Genomic DNA, 26,026 nt, shown 5'->3' with positions numbered 1-26,026 from the left:
TAACCGGAGCAGCCGTCAACGCATGTGAAGGAAACAGCCGTCCGGTTCACGTCGAGTCGGTGGGGCGTTCCATCCGTATTCTCTGATCATGGCCGCACCCATCGCATATTCACTCATCGCCACCGACCTGGACGGAACTCTGCTCCGAGGCGACGACACGCTCTCCGACCGGTCGCTCGCCGCGCTCACGCGGGTGGCGGCGGCCGGCGCCCAGCACCTCGTCGTCACGGGCCGCCCCGCGCCCAGAGTGCGGCCCCTCCTCGACGACCTGGGCAGCGAGGGGCTCGCGGTGTGCGGGCAGGGCGCGCAGGTGTACGACGCCGGCGCGGACCGTCTGCTGTGGTCGGTCACCCTGGACCGGGAGTTGGCCGAGACCGCGCTCGGCAAGATCGAGGCCGAGGTGGGGCAGGTGTACGCGGCCGTCGACCAGGACGGCGTCGACGGCCTCACGCTCATCGAGCCGGGCTATCTGATGCCCCACCCGACCCTGCCCGCCGTACGGGTCGACCGGCGCGACGAGCTGTGGCGCGAGCCCATCAGCAAGGTGCTGCTGCGCCACCCCGACCTGTCCGACGACGAGTTGGCGGCGACGGCGCGCGGAGTGGTCGGTTCCCTCGCCACGGTCACCATGTCGGGCCCCGGGACCGTCGAACTCCAGCCATGCGGCATCACCAAGGCGACGGGGCTGGCCCTGGCCGCGGAACACCTCGGGCTGGGGCCCCGGCAGACCATCGCCTTCGGGGACATGCCCAACGACATCCCCATGTTCGACTGGGCCGCCCACGGCGTCGCCATGGCCAACGCCCACCCCGAACTCAAGTCCGTGGCCGACGAGATCACGCTGTCGAACGAGGACGACGGCATCGCGGTCGTCCTGGAGAGGCTCTTCCGTCGGTAGGCCGACGGTGCTGTTCGGTCAGCCGAACAGCACCGCCGACCTGGGCGACGTCTAGTAGGCGCCGAAGACGTTGTCGATCGAGCCGTACCGGTCGGCCGCGTAGTTGCAGGCGGCGACGATGTTCGCGACCGGGTCGTACGGGTCGAAGGACGTGCCGGCCACGTGGTACGCGTTGAACGTCGGGTCGATGGTCTGCAGGAGCCCCTTGGAGGGGGTGCCCTTCGCGGCGTTGGAGTCCCAGTTGTTGATGGCCATCGGGTTGCCGGACGACTCGCGCAGGATGTTGCGGTGAATGCCCTCGTACGAGCCGGGGATTCCCTCCTGCGCCATGATGTCCATCGCCTGGCGGATCCAGCCGTCGAGGTTGTTCGGGTACGTCTTGGCGGAGGCCTGGGTGGCGCGGGTGACGGAGCCGGACTCCTCGGCGGGCGTGGAGGCCTTGTCGGCCGTCGTGCCGGCCTTCTTCGCCGTCTTGACCGTCAGCTCGAGGCCCTCGTGGATCAGCCGGGGGTTGTCGCCGACGGCCTTGCGGTTGTCCTTGTAGAGCTGTTGCCAGCCGCCCGGTGTGTCGTACTTCTCCGCGATGCCGTACAGAGTGTCGCCCTTGACTGCTGTGTACGTGACGGACTTGACCTGCGCTGCTGCCTGCGCGGCGGCGGGGGCCTTGGCCGGCTGTGCGGCGCTCGCGGTGGTCGCGCCCAGGAGCGGGAGGGCGAGGGCGGCGGTTCCGGTTCCGGCGGCGATGACGCCTCGGGTGAGCGGGTTGGTTCGGGGGCGGCGGTGCTTACCTGCGGCCATGGCGCTGTTCCTCTCCGGCGCCTACGAGGTGAGCTGTCGGGTTCGGGCGGGAGTTGCCCGGCCGCGCCGCCTTACGGCGATGCGACTTCACCCCTAGCCGCTCCGGTGCGACATGTGTCGTCCGGCCCGGCGACTTACCTGGGTCCCCCGCTCCTGCCGTGCGAGTGTCTTCGTCGATGAGTCTTGGTCCGGGCGGCGGCAGGATTCGGCGTCCGCCCGACAGGCCGGGAACGTATGCGAGAGCACACGCCTGGAACAAGTGGCGGACTCGCACACCACACCTCTTGACCTTGGTGTGAGGCGCATGGGGCGCTTGATCGTTTGCTGCTGCCAAGCCTCAACTCGTGTGTGATGCAAGGGGAAGCGCGGGTGCGATGAGGTGGGGGCGCGTGCGGGTGCGAGTGACCCAACTCACGGGCATCCACAAGAGTGGTAAATCGGACAATGAGCCCAACTCATCTTCAACCGGCCGTCCGTGGGATCCGCTTCTCCCAGGCGCGGTGGAAGACCACCTCGCCGCCGTCGGTGCAGATCACCTCGTTGGAGGTGAGGAAGTCCGTTTTGTCGCAGCTGACCTCCGACCGCGTACGCACCGTCGCCTCCCAGCCGAGCTCCGGCCGGTGCAGCCGGATCGACCAGTCCGAGCGGGTACGGGCGGACAGGGGGTCCGTCTCATTGATCGTGTACGTCTCCAGCGCGTCCTCGGTGAACTCCAGCCCGTCGGGATACACGCGCGTGCCGCCGTAGCGCGGGTCGACCTCCAGCCGCCACTCGCCCTTGGCCACGTCCCGCACCACCAGGCGCTCGGGGCGCGGCTCGTCCAGCGTGGCCGGGCTCCATCCATCAGCGGCTGCGCCGCGGGTCACGCCCAGGGGCTCGGACTGCTCGGGTTCCTCGAAGGCGACGTCCGACGACAGCTCCTTCGTGCGCACAGGGAGTTCGAGCGCACTCCCCGCCGGATCGAGCGTGAAGCCCGCCGCCGAGCCGTGCTGCGGCCAGATCCACGGCCAGTACGCGGAGGAGACGGTGAGCCGGACGCGGTGGCCGGCCGGGAAGGCGTACGCGATGCCGTTCAGCTCGAAGGTCACGTCCTGCGTGGCACCCGGCGTCCACGGCACGGCCCTGTCCCGCCCCTGCCGCGCCGACAGGTTCAGCACGCCCCGCGTGACCAGGGTCGACGAACCGTCCGGGGCCACGTCACAGACCCGGGCGATCACCTGCCCGCGCGGCACCTCGGAGGTCAGTCGCAGCCGCACCCGCGGCCGTCCCAACACCCACATCTCCTGGCCCACTTCGAAGTCGAAGCACACCGACCTCGCGTCCTCCTCCCGCTGGTCGGGCGGCAGATCGGCGTCGTTGCCGAAGGGGAAGAAACGGCCGGCGTCGACGCCCGTGTGCTGCGGGGAGCGGACCGGGCGAGGGGCGCCCTGGAGGTCGTACGACACGGTCGAGACGTTGGGAGAGGGCCAGGCCGGCTCGCCGACCCAGCGGCCGGGCAGCGTGGCGTACACCGTTGCCGGGGGGTGCGAGTCGCTGACGTACGAGCGCAGCAAGGGCTCGCGCATCGCCCCGGAGTCGACGCCCTTCAGCCAGTGGTCCCACCAGCGCAGGGTCTCCTGGAGGAAGCCGATCGCCGGGCCCGGCGGCAGGCCGCGGTCGGGGTACTGATGGGACCAGGGGCCGATCAGGCCGCGGACGCGGTCGGCCGGGAGGTGCTCGACGAGCCGGAGCACCGTGTCGCGGTACGGGTCGTGCCAGCCGCCCACCGCCAGGACGGCGGCGTCGATCGCGCCGTAGTCCTCGCAGACGCTGCCGTGACGCCAGTAGGCGTCGCGGGTCTGGTGGTCCAGCCAGGTGTGGACGAAGGGATCGACCTCCTCCAGCCGCTCGAGCCACATCTCCCGCCAGGCCTCGCCGACGTAGTGGGGGTCCGGCGGCCGTGACGCGAAGGCGAGCATGGTGGCCGCCCAGGCGTGCATGTCCACCGCGAGGACGGAACCTCCCATGTAGTGCACGTCGTTGTCATAGCGATCGTCGGTGGAGCAGACCGTGACGATCGCCTTGAGCGGCTCGGGCGCGAGGGCCGCGATCTGGAGGGAGTTGAAACCGCCCCAGGAGATGCCGAACATACCGACCTTGCCGTCGCACCAGGGCTGCGCCGCCAGCCAGTTCACCACCTCGACCCCGTCGGCCAGCTCCGTCGCCGAGTACTCGTCCGTCGGCACCCCCTCGCTGTTGCCGTGCCCGCGCACGTCAACCCGGACGGAGGCGTAACCGTGGCCCGCGTACCAGGGATGGCGTTGCCAGTCGCGGGGCGCGGTCCAGTCGGTCAGGCGGTACGGGAGGTACTCGAGGAGCGCCGGTACGGGCTCGTTCGTCACAGGGCGCCACACGCGCGCGTACAGGAGGGTCCCGTCCGGCAAGGGGATGCGGATGTCCTCGTGGGTCGTCTCGTAGGGGAAGGACGTACGGATGTGCAGGCTCATCTCGATGACCTCAGTGGACGGGGTGCATGGTGCGCCTCAGCCACGGTGCCGCGGCCATGACCGCCAGGCCCGCCGCCACCGCGATCGCGCCGTTGACGCCGAAGTAGGCGGGCTGGGAGACGTCGTCGTAGAGCTTCACCGTCTGGGCCTGGATGCCGTTCGCCAGGGCGAGGGACAGGAACCACAGGGACATGGTCTGGCCGGCGAAGGCGGCCGGGGCCAGCTTGGTCGTGGCCGACATGCCGGAGGTCTCCAGCAGGATGTCGCCGAGGCCGAGCAGGAGGTACGAGCCGACGATCCACCAGACGGACATGAGGTAGGTGTCGCCGTCGTGTCCGCTCGTCGGCAGGGGCATCAGCAGGAAGGACAGGCCGCCGAGAACGACCCCGATCGCGATCTTGTTCGAGGCGTGCGGCTGGCCGCGGCCCATGCGGACCCAGAGCGCGGCGACCACGGGCGCGAGGCCGACCTCGAAGGCGCCGAGCGCGGAGGCGTACCAGCCGGCGGGGAAGTCGAAGCCGAGGATCGTCGTCTCGGCGTTCGACGCGGCCAGCAGCATCATCGTCGAGTACGCCTGGAAGAGGATGAAGTTGAAGACGGTCGAGGCGAGGAAGAGGACGACGTACGGCCGCAGCCTGCCGCGCTCCTCGGCGCTCACGCGGGGGCTGGCGAACATCACCGCGAAGTAGACGACCGGGGCGATCACCGAGACGAGGGTGAGGACGTCCACGAAGCGGTCCATGGTGAGCCGGTCAGCGGCGGCGAGACCCGTCGCGATCAGTGCCGTGGCGGCGATTCCCGCGACGATCAGGCGGATCGCGCGGCGCGGTGGGGGTCCCTCGGCGGTGGGGGTCCCGCCCGCTCGAGCGAAGCCGAGCGTGGGGGAGCATTCGAGCGTGGGGGAGTCCGGCGCGAGGGTGAATTCGGCGGCGCGTCCGCGCCCGGCCAGGTGACGGCGGCCGGCGACGTACTGGATCAGGCCGAGCGTCATGCCGATCGCCGCCGCCGAGAAGCCCCAGTGCCAGCCTCTGTGGTCGCCGAGCCAGCCGGTGATCAGAGGGCCCGCGAAGGCGCCGATGTTGATCGCCATGTAGTAGAGCGCGAAACCGGCGTCGCGACGGTCGTCGTCGGTGCGGTAGAGCTTGCCGACCATGGTGGCCACGTTGGGTTTGAGCAGTCCGGTGCCGGCGCTGATGAGTCCCAGGCCCGTCCAGGTCATGGTGGCGGTGGGCACGGCCATCGAGTAGTGACCGCAGGCGATCAGGACGCCGCCCCACAGCACCGCGCGGTACGAGCCGAGGATGCGGTCGGCGAGCCAGCCGCCGGCGACGGAGACGAGGTAGACGAGGGTGCCGTAGGCGGCGGAGACGGAGGCGGCGCTTCCGGCCGACATGCCCAGGCCGCCGTGCGCGACCGTGTCGGCGAAGTAGAGGACGAGGATGGCCTGCATACCGAGGAACGAGAAGCGTTCCCAGACCTCGAGACCGGAGAGGGTGAGCAGGCCCTTGGGCTGGCCGAAGAAGGCGTGGGCGTCCTCGGGGCGCTCAGGCCGATTGTCGGGCGTGGCGTCGACGTCGATTCGGGACACGCCCTACTGCTTCCGTGTAAGTCGGTATATATGAGTTCTCATCGGGTGATCAAAAACATACCGGGAGTGATCCGATACCGCCCGGACTGGACGGGCGGGCGCTATCGGTGATCGAAACATGACCGGATACGCTGACTTGAGTGATGGCAGCGACCTATCGACAAACCGTGTAATCGCCAGTAGACACCAGCAGACAGGAGACCCCTCGTGACCGTCGTCGGGCCGTTCGGGCTGAGCGTGCGGGACCAGGCTCTGGAAGCCGATGTCCAGGCCGGGTTGGCGGCTGTCGAGGAGGGATTGCTCGAAGCCACCAAGAGTGAGGTCCCTTTCATCACGGAGGCCGCCCAGCATCTGGTGCGGGCGGGTGGAAAGCGGTTCCGGCCGCTGCTCGTGATGCTCTCTGCCCAGTTCGGGGATCCGTATGCCCCCGGGATCGTGCCGTCGGCGGTGGTGGTGGAGCTGACCCATCTGGCGACGCTGTATCACGACGACGTGATGGACGAGGCCGAGGTGCGGCGCGGGGTGCCCAGCGCGAACGCCCGATGGGGCAACTCGGTCGCCGTCCTCACGGGTGACTTCCTGTTCGCCCGGGCCTCACACATCCTGGCCGACCTCGGGCCGGAGGCGGTACGGGTCCAGGCGGAGGCGTTCGAACGGCTGGTCACCGGCCAGATCCTGGAGACGGCGGGCCCGACGGACGGGCGCGATCCGGTCGAGCACTACCTGGATGTGCTGGGCGGCAAGACGGGGTCGCTGGTGGCGGTGTCGTGCCGGTTCGGCGCGATGATGTCCGGAGCCGATGAGACGGTCGTCGATGTGCTGACGCAGTACGGCGAGCGGCTCGGCGTCGCCTTCCAGCTGGCGGACGACGTGCTGGACATCGCCTCCGACTCACAGGAGTCCGGGAAGACGCCGGGGACGGATCTGCGCGAGGGCATCCCGACCCTTCCCGTGCTACGGCTGCGGGAGCGGGCGGCGCGGCTGGGGCTGGCCGAGGACATCGCGCTGTGCGAGCTGCTGGACTCCGACCTGAGCGACGACGCGCGGCATGCCGAGGCGCTGGCCGCGCTGCGGGCGCATCCCGCTCTGGAGCAGGCGCGGCGGGACACGGTGCGGTACGTGGAGGACGCGCGGGCGGCGTTGGCTCCACTGCGGGAGTGTGACGCGAAGGTGGCGCTGATGGAGCTGTGTGACGCGGTGGTGCATCGGGCGGGCTGAGAGCCTGTGTCACATCCCCGGTCGGGCACGCGACGCCTGGCACGCACGCCCCCACTGCCTTAAAGGCGTGGGGGGACCCCCAGCCGCGTTGCCGAACCGCCCACGTGGCTCCTCCCCCACGCTCGAACCGGCTTCGCCGACTCGCGCGGGGGCACCCCCATCGAGGGCGCTCCGGCGCCTTGCGATCGCACGCACCAGACGCCGCGCGCTGATCCGACCGGAGATGTGACACAGGCTCTGACCCACCCGAGCCCTCATGCGTGACGCACATCACAGACCTGGATTGAATTCAAGCCAAGATCATCTCGTATGCATGCCCAGAAGCTGACGCAGGGGCTGTCAGCTGTCCTACGGGAAGAAAACATCATCATGGGCATGCACACGACGTTCTCGACACGCCGTAAGACCCTGATCACCGCCGCCGGCGTCCTGACCACCGTCGGCGGCTTCGCCGCCACCACGATTCCCGCGTCCGCCGCCGAAGACACCGGCACCATCCTCGCCGCCGGCCTCAGGGGTGCCAACGAGGTGTCCGCCGGGGACCGGGACGGCGCCGCGCTCCAGTTCGTGAAGGTCGACGGCGACAAGGTGTCCGTCGCCGTCCAGTGGCGCGGCACCGACAAGCCGACCGCCCTCCACATCCACCAGGGCGCCAAGGGCACCAACGGCGACGTCAAGATCGACTTCACCAAGCTGCTCGGCGGCAAGGGCAAGGGGCGCAGCGTCACCGGCACCGTCGAGGTCAAGGACGCGGCACTGCTCGACGCGCTCAAGACCGACCCCAACTCCTTCTACGCCAACCTGCACACCGCCGAGTTCCCGGGCGGAGCCGTCCGCGGGCAGCTCCACAAGGTCACCGTCGCCTCCTTCGACTTCCGCGACGCGCTCGACAACTTCCAGGCCTCCGTCGTCAAGGGCAAGCAGATCTACGAGTGCAAGCCCACCGAGGGCGGCGGCCACGCCTTCGCCCAGCGTGATGTGAGCGCCGTACTCGACGGCCGTATCGCGCACTCCTTCGTCAAGCCCAACTCCGGTACCCCGCAGTGGATCGCGCCCGACGGCAGCGCGGTCACCGGGGCGGTCATCTCCAGGACCCCCAACGGGGACGGGAACATCCCCGAGCTGGACCTCAAGGCCACCCAGTCCGGCAAGCACCACGGCCTGCTCGCCGGCACCGCGGAGATTCTGCGGCTGAACACCGTCGGCGGCGTCGCCCCGGCCGGCTCCTGCTCGCCGGGCACCATCGTCGGCGTGCCCTACCAGGCGGACTACGTGTTCGTACGCAGCTGAGTCACCGCTGAGTGACCCTCACATCAGGCGGCGTCCTCCCCAACCCCTACGGGTCGGGGGCGGCGCCGCCTGTCTGTGTCATACCGCAGGTGTACACGGAGTTGAGCCCGGGGTCTGACGAATCTTCCCGGCGGATTTGGTCAGATGGACATCACAGAAAACACCACTCCTCACCGATTCGGGTGAGAATGGCGGCTACGGGTGGACGCACGGGAGTTGACAGGCCGCCGCCGACGACGGAGGTAAGGCACACATGGCACCGTTCGAATCCGAAGACAGCACGACCGCCGCGGAGGAGGTCGACGACCGGTACGCGGGTCGGCGCAAGGCCGCGCGGTACGTCGTCCCGGTCGCGGTGGTGGGGGTGGCCGCGGCGACCATCGGGCTCGTCCCCGCGCTCGCCGACTCCGGCGACCCGGATCTGCCGAAGGTCAGCGCACAGGAGCTCATCGAGAAGATCGCCGCGTCGGACGTACAGCAGCTGTCCGGCACGGTGAAGATCAGCACGGATCTGGGGCTGCCCGACCTCGGCGGGCTGGAGAGCAGCTTCGCCTCCGGCGCCATGGAGTCGGGTCAGGGATCGGACGGCTCCTCCGCAGACCCGTCCTCGAAGCTCACCGAGCTCGCGTCCGGCACGCACACCGTGCGCGTCGCGGCCGACGGCCCCGACAAGCAGAAGCTGTCGCTGCTGGAGAACGCCTCCGAGTACAGCGTGATCCACAACGGCAAGGACGTCTGGGGCTACGACAGCGAGTCGAACGAGGTCTACCACGCGACCTCGTCCGAGAGCGCCGGCAAGCAGGCGAAGGAGGCGAAGGAAAGGGAAGACGTCCCGGCCACGCCCAAGGACATGGCCGAGGAGGCCCTGAAGGCGGTCGACGACACCACCTCCGTGACCGTCGACGGCACCGCGCAGGTCGCGGGCCGGGACGCCTACCGGCTCGTCATCAAGCCGAAGGACTCCGGGTCCACGGTCGGCCAGATCACCGTGGCGGTGGACTCCAAGACCGGCATGCCGCTGAAGTTCACGCTGACCCCGTCGAGCGGCGGCGCCGCCGTCGTGGACGCGGGCTTCACCCAGGTCAGCTTCGCCAAGCCGGCCGCCTCCACCTTCGACTTCACGCCGCCCAAGGGCGCGAAGATCACCGAGGGCGAGGACGTCGAACACGGCGGGGCGGCGCCCGAGAAGTCCGAGGAGGACCTCGGCAAGGGCCTCGACGGCCTGAAGGTCATAGGCGAGGGCTGGAACTCCGTCGCCACCTTCGACACCGGCGGCCAGGGCATGCCCTCCGGCGCCGAGGCCGGCGGCGACTTCGGAGGCTTCCTCGACTCGCTCGGCGACAAGGTGACCGGCAAGTTCGGCTCGGGCACGGTCTTCAAGACCCGCCTGATCAACGCCCTGATGACGGACGACGGTAAGATCTACGTCGGCGCGGTCGACAAGGACGCCCTCGTGAAGGCGGCGAACGCTGGGCAGTAAGTAACGCTGGGCAGTAAGTACCGGACGCGCATACGGTGAATGCCGTACGCGTGCGACGAATCGAGCGAGCCAGAGGAAGCCGATGGGCGAACCGTCCGCCACGGAGCCGGATCCGCGAGGCGCGGGAAGGACGGATGACGACAGCGGCATCGGGCCAGGTGACCATGGCGTCACCGGGCCGGGTGACCACGGCGTCATCGGGCCGGGTGACCACGGCGTCATCGGGCCGCGTGACCACGGCGTCATCGGGCCGGATGACGACAGCGTCATCGCCACCCGCGCGCTCACCAAGCGCTACCGCGGCGGGCAGCTCGCCGTCGACGGTCTCGACCTGACCGTCCCGGCGGGCAGCGTCTTCGGCTTCCTCGGTCCGAACGGCTCCGGCAAGACCACCACCATCCGCATGCTGATGGGCCTCATCGAGCCCACCTCCGGCTCGGCCCGCGTGCTGGGCCGGCCCATGCCCCGCTCGGCGCGCGCCGTGCTGCCGCATGTGGGCGCGCTGATCGAGGGACCCGCCCTGTACGGCTTCCTCTCCGGCCGCGACAATCTGATCCGGTACGACGCCGCCGACCCGACCGCCGACCCACGCACCCGGCGCACCCGCGTCGCGGCGGCGCTGGACCGGGTGGGCCTCGCGGCCGCCGCCGGCAAGAAGGCGAAGGCGTACTCGCTGGGCATGAAGCAACGCCTGGGGCTCGCCGCCGCGCTGCTGCAGCCGCGCAAGCTGCTCGTCCTCGACGAGCCGACCAATGGCCTCGACCCGCAGGGCATGCGCGAAATACGCGCGCTCATCCGGGAGTTGGCCTCCGACGGCACGACCGTCTTCCTCTCCTCCCACCTCCTCGACGAGATCGAGCAGGTATGCACGCACGCGGCCGTGATGGCCCAGGGGCGGCTGATCACGCAGGGCGCGGTGGCTGACCTCGCGGCGGGCGCCCGTGGCCGACTGGTCGTGACGACCCCGGACGCGGCGGACGCGGCCCGCGTACTGAAGGAGCAGGGGGCGTCGGACGTCGTGATCACCGAGGACCGGGTGAGCGCCGAGCCACCCGACCGTGATCTCGCCGACGTGAACGCCGCGTTGGTGACGGCGGGCGTCCGCGTCCGTGGCTTCGGGGTCGAACGGGCCTCCCTGGAGGACGCGTTCGTGGCGCTGACGGGGGAGGGCTTCGATGTCGCAGGCTGAGACGCCAGTACAGGCTGAGAGGGTCGTACCGGCCGAAACCGCCCGTGATCCACGGCTGGTGTGGACCTTCGGCCTGCTCCGCAACGAACTGCTGACCACCTTCCGGCGCTGGCGCACCCTCGCGCTGCTGGGCGTGCTGGCGGCCGTGCCGATCCTGGTCGGGATCGCCGTGAAGATCGAGACCAGCGACGGCTCGTCGCCCGGCGGCGGGGGAGGCGGGGGCCCGGCGTTCATCTCGCAGATCACCAACAACGGCCTGTTCCTGGTCTTCACCGCGCTCGCCGCGACGCTCCCCTTCTTCCTGCCGATGGCGATCGGCGTCATCGCGGGCGACGCGATCGCCGGCGAGGCGAACGCCGGCACCCTGCGCTACCTGCTGGTCGCCCCCGCCGGCCGCAGCCGCCTGCTGCTCACCAAGTACGCGACCGTACTGGCCTTCTGCCTGCTGGCCACCCTCGTGGTCGCGGTCTCCGCCCTGACGGTCGGCGCGCTGCTCTTCCCACTCGGCGAGCTGACGACGATCTCCGGCACGCAGATCAGCTTCACCGAGGGCCTGGGCCGCGCCTTCCTGATCGCCCTGGTCGTCGCCGCGTCACTGATCGGCGTCGCGGCCCTCGGCCTGTTCGTCTCGACCCTGACCAACAGCGGCATCGCGGCGATGGCGACCACGGTCGGCCTGCTGATCACGATTCAGATCCTCGACCAGATCCCCCAACTCCACGCGATCCACCCGTACTTCTTCTCCCACTACTGGCTGTCCTTCGCCGACCTCATGCGCGAACCGGTGTACTGGGACGACCTGGTGAAGAACCTCGGCCTCCAGGCCCTGTACGCGGTGGTGTTCGGCTCGGCGGCGTGGGCACGCTTCACGGCGAAGGACGTCTCCTCCTGAGCCCTTGAGTCATTGAGCCGGGCTCATTCGGCCCCGTACGTGCCGTCGACCGTCCGGAGCAGCAGGTCCTCCCGCCCGTGCGGCGCCACGAGCTGGAGCCCGACCGGGCAGCCGTCGGGCCCGAACCCCGCCGGAACGCTGATCGCCGGGTGCCCGCTCAGGTTGAACGCCCAGGTCAGGGCCGTGGAGTAGCGGTCGCCCGGGCCCTCGTGGCCATGCGGGGCGGTGGGGGTCGTCGGCGTCAGGAGCAGCTGGGCCTCGGCGAAGAGGGCGGACAGTCGCCGGTCGTTCGCGGCCCGGATGCGGTGGGCGGTCGTGGGATCCGTGCCGGTCGTACGCAGAGCGAGCCACGCGGGGGCAGGGTCTTCGAGCCCGAGAGCGGTGCGTGGCCGTACGAGCCGTACGGCACCGGCGTCCGCGAGCCGCACGGCCGCCGCATGGGCGACCGCGACGACCTCCGAGTCGGGGTCGGCGAAGCCGAGGTCTGCGGACCAGACGGCGGTCGGGGGCAGCGGGCCGCCGCTTCCCGCGGTGTCCCCGGACCCCGCGGTGTCCCCGGACCCCGCCGTGTCCCCGGAACCGGTCGTGTCCCCGGAACCGGTCGTGTCCCCGGAACCGGGCGCGTCCCCGGACCCCGGCGCGTCCCCGGAACCGGGCGCGTCCGACGACACCACCCGCCAATACGCCGCCGCGTCCGAGGCGTGGCGGGTGAGGACGCCGGGTGCCGTGAGGCCCGTACGGTCAGCTGTCGGCAGCCGACCGTTCGTGACCTTCAGCCCGACCACACCGCACCACGCCGCCGGGATCCGCACCGACCCCGCCCCGTCGCTCCCCGTCGCGAGCGGCACCAGCCCCGCCGCCACGGCCGCCGCGGACCCGGCCGAGGAGCCGCCCGGCGTACGGTCGGCCCGCCACGGGTTGACGGTACGGCCGTGCGCGCCAAGTCCCCAGGTCTGCCAGGGCGTTCCAGGCCCAGGGACGGACGTGGCGCCCACCGCCACACATCCGGCGGCCAGCAGCGGAGCCGCCGTACGCAAACCGTGCCGCCCCTTCACCCCGATCGGAACCCCGGCCAGCGGGAGCGACTCGTCCGCCGTGATCCGCGCGTCCACCTCGCCGGCCTGCCGCAGCGCCGCCTCGCCCCACACCTCGACGAACGCGCACAGGGTCGGCTCGGCCCGCTCGATCCGCTCCAACGCCGCCGCCACCACGTCGACGGCACGCAGCGCGCGTGACCGTACGGCGGCGGCGGTCTCCTCGGCGGAGAGGGCGGCAACGCCCATGAGCTGCCGCCGGTCGCTCAGCGGGACCGTCCGGGTGATGCGGTGAGGCGGGCGAGCGCCCGCGTCTCGCGCGGCGGGGTTCCGCTCAGATCGCCCAGCCGCCAGGCCTGCACCCAGGGCACGCGGTACACGTCGATCGCCGACTCGATCACCTTGATCTGCTGGGCGAGCGGACGCGGCAGCCGGCCGGGTGCGTCCGCGACCAGCACGACCGCGTCGAGGTCGAGCCCGGGCGGAGCCCCGCCGCGCCGGAAGACCTCCAGCGCGTGCAGAGCGGCCCGCAGCCCGGTCGCGTGGGTACGGGCGACGAGCAGGACCGACCTCGGGGCGGCGGGGCCGGGCCAGTCGCGTCCGCAGTCGTGGCCGCCGTAGACCGTGGCGAGGGTGGAGGTGCCGGCGCCGCCGTGCGTGCCGACGAAGGAGTAGCGCCGGGGTGTGGCGGAGGCGTGGGCGGGCTCGGGCGGTACCGGGTCCGACACGGCCACCGGTCCGCGGATCCAGATCTCGGGTCCTCGGGTCACGTCCGTCCGCATGCCCGCGCTCCTTCCTGTCATGTGCCTCTGATGATCACGGAATCCCGGACGGTCCGTGACGAGGGGTGAATTCCTGGCACAAGTCTGTGACGTCACAGTGACGTGAGAACCGTGGGCGAGCGGAGAGACTCGGCAGTACGTGTGTACGTGTACGACCGGATGTGGACGCTGCGGGACGTGAGCCCGACGGCGGGAGGGAGCACCATGGACCCCGAACGCGTTGTCCGGCTACTCCCCGACGCATCCGAGTGAGGGAACCGATGTCTCGACTCAGCCGCGACAAGAAGCCGGACCACCAGCGCGCGGCCGCCCCCGCGATGACGCCGATAGACGTTCTCGTACCGGTGGCCGGGCCGTGGGTGGGCGGCGCGTCCGTCGGCGGTGTACCGGTCGTCGCCGTCCCCGGCGAGGAGCTTCAGCAGACCGTCCTGAACCACCTCCACCGCATCGCCCTCGCCACCGGTCACGCCGTCCACGCCACGATCCACGACGAGCGCATCGGCTGGGTGGTCCCCCTCCGGATCAACCCGGACGGCTCGAGCCACTACACGGCGGATCCGGTACGGATGGCTCCGCCGGGGGAGGCGGGGGAGGCGGGGAATGCGGGGGAGGCCGCCGAGGGTGTTTCGGAGGTGCCGGACGTGCAGGCACCGACACCGACATCGTCCGCGCCGGAGGAGCCCTACTGGCCCGCACCCCCCGACGCCCCCGCCGACGCAGCCGTAGAACCGCCGGAGGCACAGGCACAGGCCCCCGCCCGCGACCGGCCCACGCATCTTCTGCGGCCCGTGTCGGAGCCCGTACGGGACGCCGTCCCCACCTTCCCCCTGCGGGCCGTGTCCGAGTCCGGGCCGGGTGGCGACTCCGTGCCGTCGACCTTCGTCCTGCGGGCGTTGCCCGAGCCGTCTCAGGGACAGGCGCCCGGTACGGTCGCCGCTCCGACGGGGGAGTTCGGGCCGCCGCCGGTGATGGACGCGAAGCCCGAGCCCGCCGCCGTCGCGGAGGAGCTCGACCCCGAGCCGAAGCCGACCCCTCCCCGGGGCTTCGACGCCGTCGCCGAAGCCGTACTCGGGGACGAGCCGCCGGTGGACGGCACCGCCCTCCTCGCGGAGCCGATGACGCGGATCAACGAGGCCGTCCGGGCCGGGCGGACGGACACCGCGGCGGAGTTGGCGGAGCGGACCGTGGCCGAGGCCTCGGGGACGCTGGGGCCGGAGCACCCCGAGGTGCTCCGGCTGCGTGAACTCACCGCCTACGTCGCCTACTTGGCGGGCGATCCGGTCCGCGCCTTCCACCTCTCCCTCGACCTCGCCCGCGCCTGCCGCCGCTCCCTGGACGCGGAGGCGGCGTACGGCAACATCCAGAGCGCGGCCACCGCCTGGCGTGCCGTGCGCGACCCCGCGCACGGTCTGGAACTCGGCCACGCCCTGATCGGCCTGTGGACCGAGCTCACCGGCGAGGACGGCCCGGCCGCCGACGACATCGAGGAACTGGAGTCGGCCCGCGCCCGCATGGACCGGCTCTCCGAACGCGCCCGCACCAGCAGTTGAACGGCCGCACCAGCAGCTGAACGGCCGTTACTCCGACAGCTCCCACACCGCGTGGGCGATCGCGTCGCTGTTCCGGTCCAGTGCGGTGTCGTTGATGTTGGTGGTCGTGTCGCAGGACGAGTGGTAGCAGCGGTCGAAGGCCTGCCCCGCCGTACCGCCCCACTTGGCCGCCTGCGCCGCGGACTTCGCACGGCTCGCCCCGGTGAACAGTCCGCCCACCGGCACGCCCGCGCTCTTGAAGGGCGCGTGGTCGGAGCGGCCGTCGCCCTCCGTCTCGATCTCCGTGGCCACGCCGAGGCCGGTGAAGTAGTCCTTGAAGGTCTTCTCGATGGCCGGGTCGTCGTCGTAGACGAAGTAGCCGGGGTTCGGTGAGCCGATCATGTCGAAGTTCAGATAGCCGGCGATCCGCGAACGGTTCGCGGAGGAGAGGCTGTTGACGTAGTACCGGGAGCCCACCAGGCCCAGCTCCTCCGCACCCCACCAGGCGAACCGCAGGTGTTTGGTGGGCTGGAGGTTCGCGCGCGCCACGGCCAGGGCGGTCTCCAGGACCGCCGCCGAGCCGGACCCGTTGTCGTTGATGCCGGCGCCGGAGGAGACGCTGTCGAGGTGGGAGCCCGCCATGACGACCTGGCCCGCGTCCCCGCCGGGCCAGTCGGCGATCAGGTTGTAGCCGGTGCGGCCGGAGGCCGTGAACTGCTGGATCGCGGTGGTGAATCCGGCGGCGTCCAGCTTGGCCTTCACATAGTCGAGCGAGGCCCGGTAACCGGCACGCCCGTGCGCGCGGTTGCCGCCGTTGGCGGTGGCGATGGACTGCAACTGCGTCAGATGCGCCTTGACGTTGGCCACGGGGATGTCGGGCGCGGCGGCCACCGCGGGCTTTGACGCGGGGGCTAAGGCGGGCCCGGCGGCAGGGGCCGCGCCGGCTATGGATCCGCCGGCCAGGAGGGAGACGGCCGCGACGACGGCGGTGGCCGTGGCGCGTCCGGGAACCGAGAGCTTCATGTGGGGGGCTCCGAATTCCAGAGGAAATGGGTGCCCGATGGTGAAGCTGAGGTTGACGTTCCGTCAAGGACGCAATCCGGTCAGCGCTGTTCGCATAGCGGAGTGCCCGGTGCTCAGTGCACGCAGAACTCGTTCCCCTCCGGGTCCGTCATCACCACCCACTCGCCCCCGGCCTCCTTCACCTCCCGCAGCACGCTCGCGCCCAGCTTCGACAGCCGCTCCACCTCCGCCGCGCGCCGCCCCTCGCCCGGGTGCAGGTCCAGATGGAGCCGGTTCTTCACCGTCTTCGCCTCCGGCACGCGCTGGAACAGCAGCCGCCGCCCCAGCCCGGTCCCGCTCTCCTTGTCGTACGGGTCTTCCGGGTGCCGTACGGCGATCAGGTCCCGCCAGGCGCGGCGGCCGTGCGACTCGACGGTGAGCTCGGCCGGTACGGCGCCGAAGCCCAGCAGTTTCTCGATCAGCGCGCTGTTGTCCTCGACTTCGTAGTGCAGCGCGGCGGCCCAGAAGCCGGCCTGCGCGTGCGGGTCACCGGCGTCGATGACCAGCTTCCAGTGCACGGGTGTGGGTGTGGTCTCAGTCACGTAACTACTTATACTGGTTACGTGAGTGAGCGTGCAACGGAATCGCCGGGACGTCCGCCCGGCCTCACCCTGACTTCGTACGGCGGCCATTCCTTCCGCTTCGACCCGGGCGCGCTCTGTCTGGAGCTGGTGACGACGGGCGGGCCGGGTGCCTTCGCGCGGTGGGAGGTGCTGCACGAGCCGGCGGATCTGGTGGCGTGGGCCGAGCGGAGCCGACTACCGAGCGGGCTTGAACTAGCCGTCACCGAGAGGGAGCTGGGGCTGGCGCGGGAACTGCGCAACGCCCTCTTGCTGCTCGCCGCGGACCGCGCCCACGGCCGTCCGCTTCAGCCGGGCCACCTCGACATCGTCAACGGGGCCGCCGCCGAGGCCCCGCTCGTCGCCCGCCTCGCCCCCGACGGCACCCGCGCCTGGGCCTCGGGCGCCACGGCCACCCAGCTGCTGTCGACGGTCGCCCGCGACGCGATCGACCTCTTCACCGGCCCGTACGCCGACCGCATCCGCGAGTGCGGTGGCCACAACTGCGCTCTGCTCTTCGTCGACACCTCCCGCCCGGGCCGCCGCCGCTGGTGCTCGATGGAGCACTGCGGGAACCGGGCGAAGGCGCGGGCCTTCCGGTCGCGGCAGGTCGCTGAAGAACAGGTCGACTGAAGAACAGGTCACTGAAGGCCAGGTCACTAAAGGTCAGGTCACTAAAGGTCAGGTCACCGAAGAGCGCTAGCCTCCGCGCTCGCCTCCGCCTCCCGCGTGTCGTATGCCGACCGCGCCGCCGCGATCTCCTCCTGGTGCGCCTCGGTCCACGTCACCAGGGACCGGATCGTGGCGTGCAAGGTGCCGCCCAGCGGCGTCAGTTCGTACTCCACCCGCGGCGGCACCACCGGATGCACCGTCCGCTTCACCAGCCCGTCCCGTTCCAGCGAGCGCAGCGTCACGGTCAGCATCCGCTGGCTGATGCCGTCGATCTCCCGGCGCAGCTCCGTGAACCGCAGCCGCCGGTTCTCCAGCAGCGCGATGACGAGCAGCGACCACTTGTCGGCCACCCGGTCGAGGATCTGCCGCACCTGGCAGTCCTCCCGGGTGTCCCACTGGAAAGGGTCGGCGTCGCCGTAGTCCACGGTGCCGGTGCCCGCGCAGTTACTCGGTGACTTCAAAGTGCCTTCTTCCATAGTCTGTTGATGCTGCCGCAGGGTGGGGGTGGTTACAAGAGGGAACCGACCCTCAGTCCCGTAACCGCCCCGATATCTACCTGTGGAGTGCTGCCATGGGCACGCGCGCTTGGGCGCTGTTACTCGTCCTCTGCGGAACGATCTTCCTGGAGGGCATCGACGTCGCGATGATGGCGGTCGCGATCCCATCGATCCGATCCGATCTCGGGCTGACGACCGGCACCGCGGCCTGGGTGATGAGCGCCTACGTCCTCGGTTACGCCGGTTTCACCCTGCTGGGCGGCAGGGCCGCGGACCTGCTCGGCCGCCGCCGGATGTTCCTGCTCTGGCTGACGGTCTTCCTGCTCTTCTCGGGGCTCGGCGGCTTCGCGACCGAGGGCTGGATGCTGGTCGTCGCCCGTTTCGCGACCGGGGTGTCCGCCGCGTTCATGACACCGGCCGCGCTGTCCCTGATCACCACGTCGTACGAGGAGGGGCGGCAGCGCGAGAAGGCGCTGCTGGTGTTCGCCGGTACGGCGGCCGGCGGTTTCTCGCTCGGGCTCGTCGTCGGTGGCCTGCTCACCGAGCTCGGCTGGCGCTGGGTGTTCTTCGCGCCGGTACTGATGGCGGGCGCGCTGCTCCTGGCGGCCGTACGGCTGATTCCGCGACAGCAGGGGGTACCGGCGCCGGCTCACCGTACGTTCGACGTCCCCGGCGCGCTCACCGCCGCCGGCGCCATGCTGCTGGCCGCCTACGCCGTCGTACGCCTGGAACACGGGCTGGACGGGTGGCGGTTGACCGTGGCGTCGGCCCTCGCGGCGCTGCTGCTGGCCGCCGTCTTCGTCGCGGTCGAGCGGCGCACGGCCGCCCCGCTGGTCCGGCTCGGCATCCTGCGCAAGGGTCCGGTCGTGCGCGCCGATCTGGGGGCGCTGCTGTTCGTCGGGGCCTTCATGGGGTTCCAGTTCGTGGTGACCCTGTACTTGCAGGAGCTGCGCGGCTGGTCGTCCCTCCAGACGGCGGTCGCCCTGGTGATCATGGGCTGCGACGTGGTGCTGGCTCCCACCCTCACCCCGAAGCTGGTCACCCGCTACGGCAACGCCCGCGTGATCGTCGGCGGCTTCGCGCTGGCGGTCGTCGCGTACGCGCTGTTCCTGCCGGTCGGCATGGACTGGCCGTACCTGGCGATGTTCCCGACGCTGTTCATCTCGGGCACGGCCTTCGCGCTGGCGTACGGGCCGCTGACGATCGCCGCGACGGACGGGGTGGAGGAGTCCGAGCAGGGGCTGGCGAGCGGGCTGCTGACCACGGCCACGCAGTTCGGCTCGGCGATCGGGATCTCGGCGGTGACGGCCGTCTACGGCTTGGCGTCCAGCGGCTCGGGACCGGAGGCGACGCTCTCCGCCTTCCGTGCGGCGCTCACCGTGCCCGTCGTCATGGTGGTGCTGGGCCTGCTGATCTCGGCCCTGAGTGTGCGGGAGGCCCGCCGGGCGGTGCGCAGGGCGTCCCAGGTGAGCAGGGTCAGCGCCAGCCAGACCAGTGCGAACCCGGCCCAGCGCTCGGGCGGCATGGCCTCGTGGAAGTAGAGGATGCCGAGCAGGAACTGGAACACCGGGGCCAGGTACTGCAGCAGCCCCAGCGTGGACAGGGGCACGCGGATCGCTGCCGCGCCGAAGCAGACGAGGGGCAGCGCGGTGACGACGCCGGTCGCGGCGAGCAGGGCCGCGTGCCCCGGCCCCTCGGCGGTGAAGGTGGACTCGCCCTGCGCGCTCAGCCACAGCAGATAGCCGAGCGCGGGCAGGAACTGGATCGCGGTCTCGGCGGTCAGCGACTCGACGCCGCCGAGGTTGACCTTCTTCTTCACCAGCCCGTAGGTGGCGAAGGAGAAGGCGAGGGTGAGGGAGATCCACGGCGGCTGCCCGTACCCGATGGTCAGCACGAGCACGGCGGTGAAGCCGACCCCGACCGCCGCCCACTGCACGGGCCGCAGCCGCTCCTTCAGGAGCAGGACGCCCATCGCGATGGTGACCAGAGGGTTGATGAAGTAGCCGAGCGAGGCCTCGACGACGTGACCGGAGTTCACCGACCAGATGTACAGGCCCCAGTTCACGGTGATGACGGCCGCGGCCACGGCGACGAGGCCGAGCTTGCGCGGCTGCCGCAGCAGCTCGCCGGCCCAGGCCCAGCGCCGGATGACGACGAGCGCGACGGCGACGACGACGAGGGACCAGACCATCCGGTGGGCGAGGATCTCGGCCGCGCCGGCGGGCTTCAGCAGCGGCCAGAAGAGAGGGACCAGGCCCCACATCCCGTACGCGGCGAAGCCGTTCAGCAGACCTATGTGCCGCTCGCCCTTCGACGTCCCGGTCACGGGCCCCTCCTTCTCACGTCGAGCTCGCCTGCAAGAAGGTAACGCCGAGCGCCCCCGCCTGTCATGCCCGTATCGACATACGGTCATGACAGGCGGGGATGGTGCGTCCGAGGCCCTGAGGGGGAGTACGGCCCCGGGCGCGGGCCCGGGTGTTCGCGCGCTTCACGCGCGGGCGTTTCAGCCCTTGAGCGCGACCGCTATGGCGTCGGCGATCGGGGTCGTCGGGCGCCCGGCCAGGCGGGACAGGTCGCCGGTGGAGACGACCAGCTCGCCCTTCTCGACGGAGGCGTCCACGCCCGCGAGGATCGCGGCCAGCGGCTCGGGCAGGCCGGCGCCGGTCAGGATGCCGGTGAAGGCCTCGACGGAGACCGGGTTGTAGGCGATCTCCTTGCCGGTCTGCTTGCTGAGCTCGGCCGCGTACTCGGCGAAGCTCCAGGCCTCGTCGCCGCCCAGCTCGTACGTCTTGTTCTCGTGCCCCTCGCCGGTCAGTACGGCGACGGCGGCCGCGGCGTAGTCGGCGCGCGAGGCGGAGGAGACCCGGCCCTCGCCGGCGGCCTGGGTGACGGCGTTGTACTGCAGCACGGGGGCGAGGTTCTCGGTGTAGTTCTCGTGGTACCAGCCGTTGCGCAGCAGCACGTACGGCAGGCCGGAGGCGAGCAGCGCCTCCTCGGTGCCCCGGTGCTCGTCGGCCAGGGCGGCGGTGAGGCTGCCGAGGGCGCTGGTGTAGGCGAGGAGCGCCACGCCGGCCGCCTTGGCGGCGTTGATGACGACCTTGTGCTGGCCGACACGGTCGTTGCCGATCTCGCTGCCGGAGATGAGCAGCACCTTGTCGCCGGCCGAGAACAGGCCGTCGAAGGAGGCGGGGGCGCTGTAGTCGGCGAGGGCGATCTTCACGCCGCGGTCCGCGAGGTCGGCGGCCTTCTCCGCGTTGCGGACGACCGCGGTGATCTGGTCGGCCGGAACCTTCTCCAGCAGCTGCTCCACGACGTGACGGCCGAGCTGGCCGGTGGCTCCGGTGACGACGATGCTCATGATCAGAACTCCTAGTGGGGTGCGTCTGACCACTAACCGTAGGGGATGCGCTAACTGTGCGAAAGTACCCACTTTGAGGTAAGGTACTGGTATGGCAGTAAGTGACTGGGGCAGTGACAGCGAAGAAATGTGCCCGCACCGCTTGGTTCTGGAGCACGTCACCAGCCGCTGGGGCGTCCTCGTGCAGATCCAGCTCCTGGAGCGTCCGCACCGTTTCAGCGAGCTGCGCCGGGCGATCGGCAGGGTCAGCGAGAAGATGCTCACACAGACGCTCCAGACCCTGGAGCGGGACGGTCTGGTTCATCGCGACGCCAAGCCCGTGATCCCGCCGCGCGTGGACTACTCCCTCACCGAGCTGGGCCGCGAGTCCGCAGAGCAGGTGCGCGCGCTGGCGATGTGGACGCACAAGCGCATGGACGACGTGGAGAGCGCGCGCCGGGCGTACGACGAGGCCCGGGCGTCGCAGGCCCGGGCCTCGTAATCACTGCCTCGTAATCACTGGGGATCACTTGGGGATCATTGGGGCTGGTCAGCCCACGACCGTCCAGGTGTCGCCGCCCGCCAGCAGCGCCGCCAGGTCACCCTTGCCGTTCTGCTCGATGGCCGTGTCGAGCTGGTCGGCCATCTGAGTGTCGTAGACGGGGCGTTCCACGGATCGCAGGACACCGATGGGGGTGTGGTGCAGGGTGTCCGGGTCGGCCAGCCGGGAGAGGGCGAAGGCGGTGGTCGGGGAGGTCGCGTGGGCGTCGTGGACCAGGATCCGGTCCTCGTTCTCGGGTGTCACCGTGACGACTGTCAGGTCGCCGGTCTGCTGGTCCCGTACGACACCGCGCGTGCCGTCTGCCCCGAAGCGGATCGGCTGTCCGTGTTCGAGGCGGATCACCGCCTCTTCGGCTTGCTGCTTGTCTTTCAGGGCCTCGAAGGCGCCGTCGTTGAAGATGTTGCAGTTCTGGTAGATCTCGATCAGGGCCGTGCCCGGGTGGGCGGCGGCCTGCCGCAGGACCTCGGTGAGGTGCTTGCGGTCGGAGTCGATGGTCCGCGCCACGAACGACGCCTCCGCGCCGATCGCCAGCGACACCGGGTTGAAGGGCGCGTCCAGCGAGCCCATCGGCGTCGACTTGGTGATCTTGCCGACCTCGGAGGTCGGGGAGTACTGGCCCTTGGTGAGGCCGTAGATCCGGTTGTTGAAGAGCAGGATCTTCAGGTTCACATTGCGGCGCAGGGCGTGGATGAGGTGGTTGCCGCCGATGGAGAGGGCATCGCCGTCGCCCGTCACCACCCACACGCTCAGGTCCCGCCTGCTGGAGGCCAGGCCGGTCGCGATCGCGGGGGCGCGGCCGTGGATGGAGTGCATGCCGTACGTGTTCATGTAGTACGGGAAGCGGGAGGAGCAGCCGATGCCGGAGACGAAGACGATGTTCTCCTTGGCCAGGCCGAGCTCGGGCATGAAGCCCTGGACCGCGGCGAGGATCGCGTAGTCACCGCAGCCGGGGCACCAGCGCACTTCCTGGTCGGACTTGAAGTCCTTCATGGACTGCCTGGCCTCGGCCTTGGGAACGAGCGAAAGCGCCTCGATCGTGCCCGTGCCTTCCGTGGACGTCTCAGCCATCGATGGCCTCCTTCAGAGCCGTGGCGAGCTGCTGGGCCTTGAACGGCATTCCGTTGACCTGGTTGTACGAGTGGGCGTCCACCAGGTACTTCGCCCTGACAAGCGTGGCGAGCTGGCCGAGGTTCATCTCGGGAATCACCACTTTGTCGTAACGCTTCAGGACCGCGCCGAGATTCCTTGGGAAGGGGTTGAGGTGGCGCAGGTGGGCCTGTGCGATGGACTCGCCGGCCGTGCGCAGCCGCCGTACTGCCGCGGTGATGGGTCCGTAGGTCGAGCCCCAGCCCAGGACCAGGGTCCGTGCATGGTCCGGGTCGTCGACCTCGACGTCGGGGACGTCGATGCCGTCGATCTTGGCCTGGCGGGTGCGGACCATGAAGTCGTGGTTGGCGGGGTCGTAGGAGATGTTGCCGGTGCCGTCCTGCTTCTCGATGCCACCGATGCGGTGCTCCAGGCCCGGCGTGCCCGGGATCGCCCAGGGACGGGCGAGGCTCTGCGGGTCGCGCTTGTACGGCCAGAAGACCTCCGTCCCGTCGTCCAGGGTGTGGTTGGGCCCCTGGGCGAACTGGACGGTGAGGTCGGGCAGCTCCTCCAGCTCCGGGATGCGCCAGGGCTCGGAGCCGTTGGCCAGGTAGCCGTCGCTCAGCAGCATCACCGGCGTGCGATAGGTCAGGGCGATGCGGGCGGCTTCCAGGGCGGCGTCGAAGCAGTCGGCCGGGGTGCGGGGGGCCACGATGGGGACCGGCGCCTCGCCGTTGCGGCCGAACATCGCCTGGAGCAGGTCCGCCTGCTCGGTCTTGGTCGGCAGGCCGGTGGACGGGCCGCCGCGCTGGATGTCGATCACCAGCAGCGGCAGTTCGAGAGAGACGGCGAGACCGATCGTCTCGCTCTTGAGTGCCAGGCCGGGGCCGCTGGTCGTGGTGACGGCGAGGGAGCCGCCGAAGGCGGCGCCCAGTGCGGCGCCGATGCCGGCGATCTCGTCCTCGGCCTGGAAGGTCCGTACGCCGAAGTTCTTGTGCTTGCTCAGCTCGTGCAGGATGTCCGAGGCCGGAGTGATCGGGTACGAACCCAGGAACAGCGGCAGGTCCGCCTGGCGGGATGCGGCGACCAGGCCGTACGACAGGGCCAGGTTCCCGGAGATGTTTCTGTACGTGCCGACCGGGAACGCCGTCGCGGCCGGGGCCACCTCGTAGGAGACGGCGAAGTCCTCGGTGGTCTCCCCGAAGTTCCAGCCCGCGCGGAAGGCGGCGATATTGGCGGCCGCGATGTCGGGCTTCTTCGCGAACTTCGAGGTCAGGAACTTCTCCGTGCCCTCCGTGGGCCGGTGGTACATCCATGACAAAAGGCCCAGCGCGAACATGTTCTTGCTGCGCTCGGCCTCTTTGCGGGTGAGGTCGAATTCCTTGAGGGCCTCGACGGTCAGGGTGGTCAGCGGGACCGGGTGGAGTTGGTAACCGTCGAGGGAGCCGTCCTCCAGCGGCGAGGCCGCATACCCCACTTTCTGCATCGCCCGCTTGGTGAACTCGTCCGTGTTGACGATGATCTCCGCGCCGCGCGGCAGGTCGGCGACGTTGGCCTTGAGCGCGGCGGGGTTCATCGCGACCAGGACGTTGGGCGCGTCGCCGGGGGTGAGGATGTCGTGGTCGGCGAAGTGCAGCTGGAAGGAGGAGACGCCCGGCAGGGTGCCGGCGGGGGCACGGATCTCGGCCGGGAAGTTCGGCAGCGTCGACAGGTCGTTGCCGAAGGACGCCGTCTCGGAGGTGAAGCGGTCACCGGTGAGCTGCATACCGTCACCCGAGTCACCCGCGAAACGAATGATCACCCGGTCGAGGCGGCGGACGTCCTTCGCCCCTGCCGCTTTGCGCTGCTCTCCCACGACGGTACCGTCGGCCTGCTCCGCTGGGCTACTGACCTGGCTGGTCACTGAACTGGACCTCCCTCGAGGCGGCTGTCTGGGAGCGGCCTTACCGCAGCCCCTCCCAATATCAACCCTACGACCGTAAGGGTCGCCTTCCCGCGGCCATTCGCATGATGGACACGGTTTTGAGACGGTTCGACGCCCTGACTTGTCACGATTTACTCGCCCCCCGGCGCTTTCCTTGAAGACGCTCCCTTTGTTTCTGCGGTTCTCGCGCTCGTGGTCCTTCTGCGCGGTCCTTCTATGTGGTTCTTCCATGTGGTCATCTGACAGAATTGTCAGATGGCTAGGAGTTCAGATAGGTGAGGACGGCGAGGACGCGCCGGTGGTCTCCGTCGCTCGGGGACAGCCCCAGCTTGAGGAAGATGTTGCTGACGTGCTTCTCGACGGCGCCGTCACTGACCACCAGCTGCCGCGCGATCGCCGAATTGGTCCGCCCTTCGGCCATCAGCCCCAGGACCTCGCGCTCCCTGGGGGTGAGTCCCGCGAGCACGTCCTGCTTGCGGCTGCGCCCCAGCAGCTGCGCGACGACCTCCGGGTCGAGGGCCGTACCCCCCTCGGCCACCCGCACCACCGCGTCCACGAACTCACGGACCTCGGCTACCCGGTCCTTGAGCAGATAGCCGACTCCGTGACTGGAACCGGCCAGCAGCTCGGTGGCATACCGCTCCTCCACGTACTGCGACAGCACGAGCACACCCAGCCCCGGATGCGCCTTGCGCAGCTGTACGGCCGCCCGGACCCCCTCGTCTGTGTGCGTCGGCGGCATCCGCACGTCCGCGACGACGACATCGGGCAGCTCCCCCTGAGCGTCCAACTCGGTGATGGTCTTGATCAACGCGTCCCCGTCACCGACACCGGCGACGACCTCGTGCCCACGGTCGGTCAGCAGCCGGGTCAGTCCCTCCCTCAGCAGCACCGAATCCTCGGCGATGACCACCCGCACCTTGTCCTCCACGATCTACGGCCCCCCACAACCCCGACTCCACGCCCACCCGGACGACAGGTCCAGCATTCCAGCAATGGGGGACGGGCGCGGGTGGGCGCGGGAATCGGGGGGAAGTCAGGGGGTTGGGGGGTGGGGTGTTTGGATGGGGTTCCGGTTGTCGGGCGGGCGGGGCGGGGTCCGTGAGGGCGGCGGGGGCTTACGAGGGTTGTGGGCGCTCACG

22 protein-coding genes, 1 pseudogene and 1 riboswitch are annotated in these 26,026 nt (G+C 70.3%); of the genes and pseudogenes, 10 read left to right on the top strand and 13 right to left on the bottom strand.

What is annotated here, in order from left to right:
* Nucleotides 1–88: 88 nt before the first annotated feature.
* A complete protein-coding gene (locus tag CLM62_RS02295) occupies nt 89–898 on the top strand; it encodes an HAD family hydrolase (RefSeq protein WP_095748177.1) in 810 nt (269 codons plus the stop codon).
* 51 nt (nt 899–949) lie between these two features.
* Here CLM62_RS02295 and CLM62_RS02290 read toward each other — a convergent pair whose 3' ends face one another.
* The 3 genes from CLM62_RS02290 to CLM62_RS02280 form a co-directional block, all read right to left on the bottom strand.
* Nucleotides 950–1,696: a transglycosylase SLT domain-containing protein gene (locus CLM62_RS02290; RefSeq protein WP_095748176.1), complete on the bottom strand. Its 747-nt coding sequence runs from the start codon at nt 1,694–1,696 to the stop codon at nt 950–952.
* A 5-nt stretch (nt 1,697–1,701) separates the two neighbouring features.
* Nucleotides 1,702–1,882, bottom strand: a riboswitch (cyclic di-AMP (ydaO/yuaA leader).
* A 275-nt stretch (nt 1,883–2,157) separates the two neighbouring features.
* A complete protein-coding gene (locus CLM62_RS02285; RefSeq protein ID WP_095748202.1) occupies nt 2,158–4,176 on the bottom strand; it encodes a CocE/NonD family hydrolase in 2,019 nt (672 codons plus the stop codon).
* Nucleotides 4,177–4,192: 16 nt separating this feature from the next.
* On the bottom strand, nt 4,193–5,761 hold the full coding sequence (locus CLM62_RS02280) for a peptide MFS transporter (protein ID WP_095748201.1): 1,569 nt from the start codon (nt 5,759–5,761) through the stop codon (nt 4,193–4,195).
* 216 nt (nt 5,762–5,977) lie between these two features.
* On the opposite strand from CLM62_RS02280, the gene CLM62_RS02275 reads away from it, so the two are divergent.
* From CLM62_RS02275 to CLM62_RS02255, 5 genes are all read left to right on the top strand, one after another.
* Nucleotides 5,978–6,988, top strand: coding sequence for a polyprenyl synthetase family protein (locus CLM62_RS02275; RefSeq protein ID WP_095748175.1), 1,011 nt, complete (start codon nt 5,978–5,980; stop codon nt 6,986–6,988).
* 375 nt (nt 6,989–7,363) lie between these two features.
* Nucleotides 7,364–8,278 (top strand): CHRD domain-containing protein, encoded by a 915-nt coding sequence (locus tag CLM62_RS02270; RefSeq protein WP_257003619.1) that lies wholly within the window; start codon nt 7,364–7,366, stop codon nt 8,276–8,278.
* 253 nt (nt 8,279–8,531) lie between these two features.
* A complete protein-coding gene (locus tag CLM62_RS02265; protein ID WP_095748173.1) occupies nt 8,532–9,758 on the top strand; it encodes a DUF2092 domain-containing protein in 1,227 nt (408 codons plus the stop codon).
* Nucleotides 9,759–9,840: 82 nt separating this feature from the next.
* Entirely contained in the window at nt 9,841–10,947 is a 1,107-nt protein-coding gene (locus CLM62_RS02260) for an ABC transporter ATP-binding protein (protein WP_257003618.1), read from the top strand.
* The gene (locus CLM62_RS02255; RefSeq protein WP_257003617.1) at nt 10,934–11,839 is read left to right on the top strand and encodes an ABC transporter permease; all 906 of its coding nucleotides are present in this window, start codon (nt 10,934–10,936) and stop codon (nt 11,837–11,839) included. Before CLM62_RS02260 ends, CLM62_RS02255 begins: the two co-directional genes overlap by 14 nt.
* Nucleotides 11,840–11,862: 23 nt before the next feature.
* Here CLM62_RS02255 and CLM62_RS02250 read toward each other — a convergent pair whose 3' ends face one another.
* Nucleotides 11,863–13,122 (bottom strand): amidase, encoded by a 1,260-nt coding sequence (locus tag CLM62_RS02250; protein ID WP_095748171.1) that lies wholly within the window; start codon nt 13,120–13,122, stop codon nt 11,863–11,865.
* 17 nt (nt 13,123–13,139) lie between these two features.
* The gene (locus CLM62_RS02245) at nt 13,140–13,655 is read right to left on the bottom strand and encodes a DUF6668 family protein (protein WP_095748170.1); all 516 of its coding nucleotides are present in this window, start codon (nt 13,653–13,655) and stop codon (nt 13,140–13,142) included.
* Nucleotides 13,656–13,915: 260 nt separating this feature from the next.
* On the opposite strand from CLM62_RS02245, the gene CLM62_RS02240 reads away from it, so the two are divergent.
* A complete protein-coding gene (locus CLM62_RS02240) occupies nt 13,916–15,205 on the top strand; it encodes a hypothetical protein (protein WP_095748169.1) in 1,290 nt (429 codons plus the stop codon).
* Between the two features lie 27 nt (nt 15,206–15,232).
* Here the strand turns inward: CLM62_RS02240 and CLM62_RS02235 are convergent, their stop codons facing one another.
* Together CLM62_RS02235 and CLM62_RS02230 are read right to left on the bottom strand one after the other, a co-directional pair.
* Nucleotides 15,233–16,207, bottom strand: a complete 975-nt coding sequence (locus tag CLM62_RS02235; RefSeq protein ID WP_095748168.1) for a M28 family metallopeptidase — start codon at nt 16,205–16,207, stop codon at nt 15,233–15,235.
* 113 nt (nt 16,208–16,320) lie between these two features.
* A complete protein-coding gene (locus CLM62_RS02230; protein ID WP_095748167.1) occupies nt 16,321–16,788 on the bottom strand; it encodes a VOC family protein in 468 nt (155 codons plus the stop codon).
* Between the two features lie 21 nt (nt 16,789–16,809).
* Between CLM62_RS02230 and CLM62_RS02225 the strand changes: the two genes are divergently transcribed.
* Entirely contained in the window at nt 16,810–17,439 is a 630-nt protein-coding gene (locus CLM62_RS02225; RefSeq protein WP_095748166.1) for an ABATE domain-containing protein, read from the top strand.
* A gap of 53 nt (nt 17,440–17,492) precedes the next feature.
* Here CLM62_RS02225 and CLM62_RS02220 read toward each other — a convergent pair whose 3' ends face one another.
* Nucleotides 17,493–17,954 carry a helix-turn-helix domain-containing protein gene (locus tag CLM62_RS02220; RefSeq protein ID WP_095748165.1) on the bottom strand — a complete coding sequence of 154 codons (462 nt, stop codon included), beginning with the start codon at nt 17,952–17,954 and terminating at the stop codon, nt 17,493–17,495.
* Between the two features lie 95 nt (nt 17,955–18,049).
* Between CLM62_RS02220 and CLM62_RS02215 the strand changes: the two are divergent.
* Nucleotides 18,050–19,207 (top strand): annotated as a pseudogene (locus CLM62_RS02215) (MFS transporter); the annotation flags it as partial.
* Nucleotides 19,208–19,287: 80 nt separating this feature from the next.
* On the opposite strand, the gene rarD reads toward CLM62_RS02215, so the two are convergent.
* Nucleotides 19,288–20,238 (bottom strand): EamA family transporter RarD, encoded by a 951-nt coding sequence (gene rarD, locus CLM62_RS50615; protein WP_373559097.1) that lies wholly within the window; start codon nt 20,236–20,238, stop codon nt 19,288–19,290.
* A gap of 240 nt (nt 20,239–20,478) precedes the next feature.
* Nucleotides 20,479–21,333 carry an SDR family oxidoreductase gene (locus CLM62_RS02205; RefSeq protein WP_095748163.1) on the bottom strand — a complete coding sequence of 285 codons (855 nt, stop codon included), beginning with the start codon at nt 21,331–21,333 and terminating at the stop codon, nt 20,479–20,481.
* A gap of 91 nt (nt 21,334–21,424) precedes the next feature.
* On the opposite strand from CLM62_RS02205, the gene CLM62_RS02200 reads away from it, so the two are divergent.
* Nucleotides 21,425–21,814, top strand: coding sequence for a helix-turn-helix domain-containing protein (locus CLM62_RS02200; protein ID WP_095748162.1), 390 nt, complete (start codon nt 21,425–21,427; stop codon nt 21,812–21,814).
* 48 nt (nt 21,815–21,862) lie between these two features.
* On the opposite strand, the gene CLM62_RS02195 is transcribed toward CLM62_RS02200, so the two are convergent.
* The 3 genes from CLM62_RS02195 to CLM62_RS02185 form a co-directional block, all read right to left on the bottom strand.
* A complete protein-coding gene (locus CLM62_RS02195) occupies nt 21,863–22,942 on the bottom strand; it encodes a 2-oxoacid:ferredoxin oxidoreductase subunit beta (RefSeq protein WP_095748161.1) in 1,080 nt (359 codons plus the stop codon).
* Nucleotides 22,935–24,863 carry a 2-oxoacid:acceptor oxidoreductase subunit alpha gene (locus CLM62_RS02190; RefSeq protein ID WP_095748160.1) on the bottom strand — a complete coding sequence of 643 codons (1,929 nt, stop codon included), beginning with the start codon at nt 24,861–24,863 and terminating at the stop codon, nt 22,935–22,937. Before CLM62_RS02190 ends, CLM62_RS02195 begins: the two co-directional genes overlap by 8 nt.
* A 280-nt stretch (nt 24,864–25,143) precedes the next feature.
* Nucleotides 25,144–25,803: a response regulator transcription factor gene (locus CLM62_RS02185; RefSeq protein WP_306457878.1), complete on the bottom strand. Its 660-nt coding sequence runs from the start codon at nt 25,801–25,803 to the stop codon at nt 25,144–25,146.
* Nucleotides 25,804–26,026 lie beyond the last annotated feature (223 nt).

The sequence above is a fragment of the Streptomyces sp. SA15 genome (assembly GCF_002291145.1).
Classification (GTDB): domain Bacteria; phylum Actinomycetota; class Actinomycetes; order Streptomycetales; family Streptomycetaceae; genus Streptomyces.
The sequence above is the reverse complement of the archived record's forward strand: the minus strand, read 5'-3'. Positions and strand labels throughout refer to the sequence as shown.